The sequence below is a fragment of the Micromonospora sp. KC721 genome (genome assembly GCF_004348355.1).
In the GTDB taxonomy this organism is placed as follows: domain Bacteria; phylum Actinomycetota; class Actinomycetes; order Mycobacteriales; family Micromonosporaceae; genus Micromonospora.
In genome coordinates, this window is sequence record NZ_SMJY01000245.1 from 1 (window position 1) to 7,836 (window position 7,836).

The window sequence follows — 7,836 nt, forward strand, 5'->3', positions numbered from 1 at the left end:
CACCCTCAAGACCTGGAAGATCCTGACCAAGCTGCGCTGCTGCCCACGGCGAGCGACCCCGATCGTGCAGGCCATCCTCGTTCTGCACAACGTCGAAGCCAACCGCTACGCAGGATGAAAAGGGCTCAATGAAGGTGTCTACCTCGGCGACCCGTCATAAGCAGGTACGGGTGTTCCTCGCACACTGCTCGCGATCAAGCACCAGGCCCACGTCATCACAGACCGTCCCGCCCGGAGCAGTGGCTGACCCTACTGACTCCCGTCCCACGAGCGCACGGCTTTCGTCAGTGGCTAGGTTCCGCAGGGGCCCGGACCCGGTCAGGTAACTGCACGGATCGGCTGTGAGGTGCGAACTCATCCGCAGCCCACAACATTCCATACAGGGAGGCCCACCGAGTGTGGTATACGAGGAACGCTATTCAGAACGGCTTATCTCGAGGTGTGATGATCCCGAGTCCGGTGACGCTCCGTAGCATTCGGAGGAAGTCGGTGAGGTGTTCGCCCCAACTGGCGTAAAGGATGTTCTGTTGGTCAGGTTGCGATGATGCGCAATCGACTGCGGCAGGCTGCTGTTGATGGCGGCAATGCCGTGCCGACCGGGGTGTTAGGGTCACCGGATGCCTTCACTCCTTACCAAGCCATTCCTTGCCGGACGCACCGCGCTGATCGTTGTGGACCTGATGCCGCGTATCGTCGAGCAGGACATGGGTCCCCACAAGGGAGCCGACGTGGTTGCCCGGGCAAGCCGCCTGGTGACAACGTTCCGCCGGGCAGGCGGCACCGTGGTGCTGGTCCGGGTGGATCGGCCGGGCGTTGCCGAGCAACCACCAGGCAGTGGGTTCGTCCCGGAGATGGAGCCGCAGCCCGGCGACATCATTGTCGTGAAGCAGACCATCGGTGCGTTCTACGGCACAGGCTTGGCCGACCAACTGCGGGAGCGCGGTGTGTCTTCAGTGGTCATGACCGGCCTTGCCACGACGATGGGTGTCGAGTCGACTGCGCGCGCTGCGTCCGATCACGGGTTCGAGGTCATCTTCGTGGCCGATGCGATGAGCGGCATGGCGGCAGCGGAGCATGACCACGCTCTGACGGTGGTTCTGCCGCGGTTCGGCGAGGTCGTCACCACTGACGAGGTAATCGACTGGCTCAGTTGACGCCTGTCGCGCTTACTGGTCGGGGGATTCTCGCTCGCTTTGCGGGTTTGTGTGGAACACCGAGATCATCGAGGGGCAGCCGCCGCGCTGCCAAGCTATGACCGGACTACCCGCCGATCAAGTCCGCGCACTGGTCGGCGCGGTGTTCGGCCTGCTCGGCGGGGTGTGGCAGCCGGTCCATGGACGGCGGCGGGTGCTGGGCTTGTATCGGGCGGTAGTGCTGACCCTGTTCCTGATGCGCCGAAACGAGGCCCAGGCCGTGGCCGGTGAGCTATTCGGCTGCTCGCAGTCCAGCGTGTCGCGGATCGTGCGCCTGCTGCGTCCGCTACTCCGACAAGCGACCGCTGAGCTGGCCGGCCAGGTACGCCAGCAGGCGAAGCGCTCAGCAGTGCTGGTCGACGGATGCTGGCCCCGACCGGCAACCGCACCGGCGTACCCGACCTGTACTCCGGCAAGCGCCACACCAGCGGGTTAACATCCAGGCCGTGCCTGACCTGGCCGGCAGGCTGGTCGATGTCGGGTTACCGGTTGCCGGCGCACGCCACGACAGCAAAGCCCTGACCGAATCCGGAATCGCCGGCCAGTGGGCCAGCCACCTCAAACCCGGCGGGCCCGGCATGCTCGCCGACCTCGGCTACCTGGGCACCGCCGCGATCACCGGCACCCGCAAACCCCGAAAGCAGACCTGACCGACGTCCAACGCGCCTGCAACAAGGCCATCAACAGCACACGGGCCGCGGTCGAACGCGCCATCGCCCATCTGGTCAACTGGAAAGTCCTCGACACCGGCTGGCGCGGACGCCTCACCGACTTCCCCGAAGTACTACGCACCGTCACCGGACTCGAGATCTACCGCACACGAGGATAAGTCTGTTCTGAATAGCGCTCGAGGGCTGGCATTCAGCGGGGTCGGGCAAAGGTGGGCGATAGTCGCGAGCTTCAGCCCTCTCGCGTCAACTCACAGTGCTCATCCGCTTACTCGCCAAGTATACTTCCTTGGCAGGGAGTGCAGAAATCATTCTTGCCGTGACCCGCCCCGGCAGTAGTCGCTACCGGACTTCACCGCGCCCTGTTGGCGTGGCAAGTGTCCTACGGGTTATCGTGTTTACAACTGTGACAAGCGCACCATATTTTTGGAAGGGATGTGGGACGTGGCCAAGCAGATCATTCATAGACTGGTTGATGACCTGGACGGCGGGGACGCTGACGAGACCGTCAAGTTTGCCCTCGACGGCGTTCAGTACGAGATCGACCTGTCCAGCACCAACGCCGAGAAACTGCGGGACCTATTCGCTCCGTACCTCGCGCACGGCACGAAGTCGGGGCGGGGCGGTGTGGTCGTGGGCGGCCGGGCCGCTCGGGGCCGGGGTGGCGCCACCGCCGACCGTGAGCAGAACAAGGCGATCCGTGCCTGGGCCAAGAAGGCCGGCAAGGACATTTCCGACCGGGGCCGGATCCCGCAGGAGATCGTCGACGAGTACCACTCGAAGGCCGGCCGCTGACCCAACCGGGCAGGGCAGCGGCTCCTTCGCCAAGGTTGGAGCTTCGGCGTTGTGACGGTAGGCGGCCAGGATCGAGGTGTGGTTCTCATTCCGGGCGCATGTCGGAAAGCTGGCGCAGTCACAAGTTGGGGTGCTGTTCGTGTCTCCAGTCGAGGTTGGTGGGGCGCTGGCCCGTCGTGGCGTACTCGATGACCGCGGCGCGGGCGGTCGCCGCCGTCACACGGGCGAGGTCGGCGGGGATCTCCACCAGGCCGGTGTCGGGTGACTCGTAGACGGTGATGGGGGTGCCGGGGGTGAGGTCGGCGGCGTAGGTGCCGTCGGGCAGCCAGCGCAGCGCCGCGCGGTCGGTGTCGATGTCGATGTCGATGTCGATGCGCAGGGCGGGCTGGTCGGCGGTGCCGATCGTGAGGCTTTGCCCGCAGCCGCTGTACGGCATGATCGCTTCGATCTGCTCGTCGAAGCGGCGGCCGGCCTCCTGCGGGCTGGTCAGCTCGTAGGGGTGGCCGTGGTAGTCGCGCAGCAGAAACGTCATTGAGTGACCCTTTCTCCGGTGCCGACGCAGACACGGTGCCACCACGTGGCGCCGCCGTCGCGGGTGACCCACACGCGCATCCGGCTTCCTCGCGCAAGGATGGTCGGCAATATCTTGTCGCAGGTCCAGGGGTAGCTCCGGTCGCGGTCGTTGGTGCCGCAGACGGTGTTGTCGATCGCCAGGTCCGACTCGGTGCTACCCGTGCGGCGCATCGCGCGGCGGCCTTGGACTCCACGTGGTCGTAGAAGGTTACCGGCGGGCCGCGTAGCGGGTCGTGATCCAGGTCAGCCGCCAGCGACCGGTCCCCTCCCCCGGACGTGATCTCCTCGCCGTTGAACACAACCGAGGGTGGGGCGGGTGCTGCCCGCGGGACGCGGTTGCAGGCGGTCCACTGCGGCGCGCACGATGTCCGGCAGCGCACCAGGTTCTCGCTGTTCCCAGTCCGGGCCGACGGGCCGGGGGACGTCCTCTGTTTGAGTGGCGGGCGGTCGGGTGATGTACCCGCCGCCCGGGGTCAGTTTCCCAGGTCACCGACCTGCCGGGCCTGCGCCAGCGCCGTTTCGACGTGCTGGCGGGCCTCGGCCCCCCGAGTTCGAATCTCCATCAGGCTCTGGCGCACCTGGTGCGGACGCGACAGGGTGGGACCGGGCTGACCTCCCTGCAGCGCCGCGGTGACCAGTCGCCGGGCCTCCTCCACCGCGCCGCCGCCGCAGCCACGCCCCCGTCGGCGGCGCTGAGCGCTGCCACCAGCGGTGTGAGCGCCGTGATGGTCTCCTGCGGCGACGGCTGCTGCGGCACGGCGGCGAGCGACCGGGACGCCTCGGCGATGACCCCTCCCACCGACGTCAGTCGCACGCGGACCTGACCGGTCGTCTCACGGACCCGCGCCACACCAACGGCGATTCCAGCGAACCCGGAGGCGACTGCCCGGGCAGCAATCTGTTCCACGACATCGTCGACCGCTGCCACCTGCTGTTGCGCCCGGTGGACGCCGGCAGCCATGGCCTGGAGATCACCGCTGATCGTGTCCGTTACAGGCACAGACCGCCTCCCGTTCTCACGCCACGTGGGATTGCCGAAGCCTAGTGATCAACCTGGATGGACACAACCGGCGACCACCTCCACACGCACTGCGAGGCGCAGCGTGTGGCGTCGGGGATGCGGCGCGTCTAGAGCGGCCCCGGTCGACCGGTACAGGCCGGACGGGCCGGAGCCGCCGCGGCCCACCGACCTCGACCCGCGGCAGGCCGACGAGCACGACAGCTTCCTCGACGAGGTTCTGGTCGCCGACCCGGCCGCGCCCACCGGCGTCGGCGAGGCCCTGCTGAAGTTGGCACCTCTCTGGTCAACCGGCCGGCAGCAGAGAGGTCTCCAACCGACGGTTCCGAGTTCCGGGTGTTGACGGTACCGGTGGCCTTGCGGCTTCTGGCTGGTGCGTCCTGGTGAGCCGATCGAGCAGCAACCGGTGGTGTTCCTCGGGTCGGAGGGCGAAACGGGCGTCGTGGCGCAGCACCTGTGGGCCTATCTGTGGCTGCTCCCTGACGGCTTTGCCCCTGGGAAGCGACGGCATACCCCGATCACGAACATGAGCCCGGCACGGATGACCGCCTTGTGGAGATCGCCGAACGTTGGGCACCGTCACATCGCCAGTCGGCTGGTGAGATCATCTCCGCAGCACGGGCGGAGTTCCCCGGATTCGATGAGCTGATCGAGTCGATGTGCCGGTAGCAGTCCCTGCCGTGGGACACGATCAGCGGCCGAGTACCAGATAGGCGAGGAGTGCCGCGGCCTCGCAGGAAGCCGGGGCACTCTGCGCGGCACGGGGCCGATCGAGACGCCTAACATCGAGTGGGTCAGTGGGGCATGCGGCGCAGGAATGCGTCGGTCACGCCGTTGGTGTCGCGCGGCACCAAATTCGTGGCCGCCGAGGCGAAGGCGACGTGTCGGCCGTCTCGGGTGACCACCCCGTTGTAGCTGCCGTCGTTGCCCTGTCCGCCGTCGGCCGCCAGGCTGGCCCGGACGGTCGTGCCGGCGCCCAGGTCTCGCAGAAACACGTCGGCTACACCGTTGGTGTCGCCCGACACCAGGTCGGTGACGTCGGAGCTGAAGACAACGTACCGGCCGTCCGCGCTCATCATCGGGCCGTAACTGCTGCCGCCGGTGGCCTGCCCACCATCGGCCGTCAGGCTGGCCCGGACGGTCGTGCCGGCGCGCAGGTCTCGCAGAAACACGTCGGCGACGCCGTTGGTGTCGCCGGAAACCAGGTTGGTGGCCTCGGAGGTGAACGCTACGAACCGGCCGTCCGCGCTCATCGTCGGAGAGACGGTCAGCGCGTTTGCCTGTGCGCCGCTGGTGGACACGTTCACCCGCCGGAGGCTGCCGGTGCGCATGTCACGGATGAACACGTCGGCGACGCCGTTGGTGTCGCCGGGAACCAACGCCGCCTCGGAGGTGAACGTCACGTACCGGCCGTTGGCGCTGATCGCCGGTGCGTCGGACGGTGCGTCGGCGTTCGTGCCGCTGACCCGGACGGTGGTACCGGCCTGCCGGTCACGCAGGAAGATGTCGGCCACCCCGTTGGTGTCACCCGGCACCACGTTGGTGGCTTCGGAGACGAACGCCACGAACCGAGCGTCGGCGCTGATGGCCGGAGCGTAGCTGCGGGCGTCGGCCTCGGTGCCGCCATTGGTCAGGGTGACCCGGCTGGTGCTGCCCGTGCGGCGGTCGTGGACGAAGCCGTCGGAGTCCCCGTTGGTGTCGCCGGGCACCAGATTGGTGGCGTCAGACGTGAAGGAGACGTACCGGCCGTCCGGACTCAGGGACTGGCCGTAGCTGGAGCTGTCGCCCACAACTCCCACAGTGGACTGGCTGACCCGGCTCGTGGTGCCGGTGCGGCGGTCGCGAACCAGCACGTCCCAGGTGTTGTTGGTGTCGTCCGGCATCAGGTTCGGCGAGGCGGAGGTGAAGGCGACGTACCGGCCGTCCGCGCTCGCCGCGAAGGGCTCGCTGCGGTACTCGGTGGCCTGGCCGCCCTTGCTGTCCACGCTGACTCGGGTGGTAGCTGGCGGTGCGGAGGCGGAGGCGGAGGCGGCAGGTGCGACGCCGACGGCGAGGCAGCCGAGCACGGCTACGCCGGCAGCGGCGGTGCTGATGGGGCGGAGCAGGCGAAATCGTACGGTCCTGTGGGTCGTGGCGGGTGTCGCGAATTGTGTCGTCATACCTGGTTGGGCTCGGGCTGGTGCGCGATTGTTCGCCCGTGTCCGGTACCCGATACTCCAGTCGCCGCCATTCGGCACCGTCGCTGCCGGGTGTGTCGACACGCGTCACCCTGCGGCACCGGGTCGCGCCCGACCAGCGGCGGAACGCGAGTCGCCTGGCGCTACTCCAGGACGGGGTGCTGGCCGACCGAAGCCCAAATCTGACGAAGGATCGCACCAAGAGCACGGACGGACAGTGCGAAGCCGAGCGGCAGGTCTACCTGCCCGCCTGTCCGGAGCGGATCGGCGCGCTTGACGGGCTACCCGTGCCATCGGGCACAGCTACGACTCGACCGTCCTGGGAGAAGCGGCTGACCGGCATGCCCATCGAGCGGTACAGCCGGACGCGGTCGGACGGGGTGCCGCAGAGCCTTCGAACGAGCGCGGGTGGTAGACGACCGCGCGGCTGACACCCCAGACCGGGCGGATCGACGCGGCGATGCGGCCGCGGTCATCGAGGTCGACCACCGTGCCCGCCGTGCTGACCCCGGCGAGGCTGAGGTCGTGCAGGACGCCGCGTCGCCGCAGTGCCGGGCGGGCGCTTCCGTCGATGGCCTGGGAGGTGGCCAGGATCTCGCCGCGGTTGTTGATCGCCCGCAGCTCCGTGAAGCTGCCGCCGAGGGTGCCGACGTCCAAGGCGCGGCCGTGCCGCCAGAGGATGCCGCGCGGGAACTGCTGGGCCGAACCAACTCTAGTCGCAGTCTGGGGCGTCATGGCGGCACCGAGCGAGGACCAACCAGGTGGCTCGGGCTCGGCACTCATTAGAGGCCGGCTTCGATGCCTGTATACGCACCACCACCCGAAGGGCCGGGGTCCCTACACCGACACCGAGGTGTCCGAGGCACTGAAGGCCCGAGGTCATCGCATCTCAGCGGAGACCCTGCGAAGACTGCGCACCGCCGAGCACACCAACCCGACAGCCGCGACACTGACGGCGCTGGCCGACTTCTTCGGCGTCAGCCCGGCCTTCTTCCTGGGCCCATCGCAGAGCAGCGCAGAGGTCCAGGTGATGACGCGGTCCATCGAACGACTCTCGCCCGCAGCACGCGAAGGCATCGCCGCGATCATCCAGAACATCCTGCACATGGAGCAAGCCGCCCAGACTCCGCCTAACTCAACGGCGAAGAAGCGCGGACAGAGCAACGACTGACTCCGGTGTCCGCAGCGTAGTAACCAAACCGGCCCTGCAGTCGATAACCTCACCGCAGCACCGACCGGCAGGCGCACGCCCTCCCCTACCGCCGACGACCACGCTTCACGTCTAACGATCTCGTGCGCAATTGGGTAGGGCCGTGAGCTGTGGTGGTGGGGCTTCGGCTACCAGGTGATCATGCGGTCGGACACCAGTCCGGCGACGGCGTCGATGGTCTTGGGCAACAGTTCACGGCGGC

General features: G+C 67.9%; 11 protein-coding genes and 1 pseudogene. 7 read left to right on the forward strand and 5 right to left on the reverse strand.

The window, feature by feature from the left end; all coding sequences use genetic code 11:
* From E1182_RS27390 to E1182_RS27405, 5 genes and pseudogenes are all read left to right on the forward strand, one after another.
* Positions 1–118: pseudogene (locus E1182_RS27390) on the forward strand (IS5/IS1182 family transposase); the annotation flags it as partial.
* 499 nt (positions 119–617) lie between these two features.
* Positions 618–1,154 carry an isochorismatase family protein gene (locus E1182_RS27395; protein ID WP_132270637.1) on the forward strand — a complete coding sequence of 179 codons (537 nt, stop codon included), beginning with the start codon at positions 618–620 and terminating at the stop codon, positions 1,152–1,154.
* Positions 1,155–1,251: 97 nt separating this feature from the next.
* Positions 1,252–1,629: a transposase family protein gene (locus E1182_RS32560; RefSeq protein WP_243706444.1), complete on the forward strand. Its 378-nt coding sequence runs from the start codon at positions 1,252–1,254 to the stop codon at positions 1,627–1,629.
* A gap of 10 nt (positions 1,630–1,639) precedes the next feature.
* A complete protein-coding gene (locus E1182_RS32565) occupies positions 1,640–1,843 on the forward strand; it encodes a hypothetical protein (protein ID WP_243706445.1) in 204 nt (67 codons plus the stop codon).
* A 462-nt stretch (positions 1,844–2,305) separates the two neighbouring features.
* Positions 2,306–2,656 carry an Lsr2 family protein gene (locus E1182_RS27405; protein ID WP_165942734.1) on the forward strand — a complete coding sequence of 117 codons (351 nt, stop codon included), beginning with the start codon at positions 2,306–2,308 and terminating at the stop codon, positions 2,654–2,656.
* Between the two features lie 118 nt (positions 2,657–2,774).
* Here the strand turns inward: E1182_RS27405 and E1182_RS27410 are convergent, their stop codons facing one another.
* The 3 genes from E1182_RS27410 to E1182_RS32570 form a co-directional block, all read right to left on the reverse strand.
* Positions 2,775–3,188, reverse strand: coding sequence for an Imm1 family immunity protein (locus E1182_RS27410; protein ID WP_132270640.1), 414 nt, complete (start codon positions 3,186–3,188; stop codon positions 2,775–2,777).
* The gene (locus E1182_RS33105; protein ID WP_132270641.1) at positions 3,185–3,400 is read right to left on the reverse strand and encodes a DddA-like double-stranded DNA deaminase toxin; all 216 of its coding nucleotides are present in this window, start codon (positions 3,398–3,400) and stop codon (positions 3,185–3,187) included. Before E1182_RS33105 ends, E1182_RS27410 begins: the two co-directional genes overlap by 4 nt.
* Positions 3,401–3,702: 302 nt before the next feature.
* Positions 3,703–3,885 (reverse strand): DUF6244 family protein, encoded by a 183-nt coding sequence (locus E1182_RS32570; protein WP_243706446.1) that lies wholly within the window; start codon positions 3,883–3,885, stop codon positions 3,703–3,705.
* A 303-nt stretch (positions 3,886–4,188) separates the two neighbouring features.
* On the opposite strand from E1182_RS32570, the gene E1182_RS32575 reads away from it, so the two are divergent.
* Entirely contained in the window at positions 4,189–4,590 is a 402-nt protein-coding gene (locus E1182_RS32575; RefSeq protein WP_243706447.1) for a DUF5954 family protein, read from the forward strand.
* 451 nt (positions 4,591–5,041) lie between these two features.
* Here the strand turns inward: E1182_RS32575 and E1182_RS27435 are convergent, their stop codons facing one another.
* On the reverse strand, positions 5,042–6,232 hold the full coding sequence (locus E1182_RS27435) for a PD40 domain-containing protein (protein WP_165942735.1): 1,191 nt from the start codon (positions 6,230–6,232) through the stop codon (positions 5,042–5,044).
* A gap of 495 nt (positions 6,233–6,727) precedes the next feature.
* On the reverse strand, positions 6,728–7,159 hold the full coding sequence (locus E1182_RS27440) for a hypothetical protein (protein ID WP_132270644.1): 432 nt from the start codon (positions 7,157–7,159) through the stop codon (positions 6,728–6,730).
* 118 nt (positions 7,160–7,277) lie between these two features.
* Between E1182_RS27440 and E1182_RS27445 the strand changes: the two genes are divergently transcribed.
* Positions 7,278–7,595: a hypothetical protein gene (locus tag E1182_RS27445; protein ID WP_132270645.1), complete on the forward strand. Its 318-nt coding sequence runs from the start codon at positions 7,278–7,280 to the stop codon at positions 7,593–7,595.
* The last annotated feature ends 241 nt before the right edge of the window (positions 7,596–7,836 follow it).

What these genes read in the sequence shown, in the direction of transcription:
- E1182_RS27395 (WP_132270637.1), top strand. Translation starts at nt 618, where the DNA reads ATGCCTTCACTCCTTACCAAGCCATTCCTTGCCGGACGCACCGCGCTG.
- E1182_RS32560 (WP_243706444.1), top strand. Translation starts at nt 1,252, where the DNA reads ATGACCGGACTACCCGCCGATCAAGTCCGCGCACTGGTCGGCGCGGTG.
- E1182_RS27410 (WP_132270640.1), bottom strand. Translation starts at nt 3,188, where the DNA reads ATGACGTTTCTGCTGCGCGACTACCACGGCCACCCCTACGAGCTGACC.
- E1182_RS33105 (WP_132270641.1), bottom strand. Translation starts at nt 3,400, where the DNA reads ATGCGCCGCACGGGTAGCACCGAGTCGGACCTGGCGATCGACAACACC.
- E1182_RS32575 (WP_243706447.1), top strand. Translation starts at nt 4,189, where the DNA reads ATGGCCTGGAGATCACCGCTGATCGTGTCCGTTACAGGCACAGACCGC.
- E1182_RS27440 (WP_132270644.1), bottom strand. Translation starts at nt 7,159, where the DNA reads ATGACGCCCCAGACTGCGACTAGAGTTGGTTCGGCCCAGCAGTTCCCG.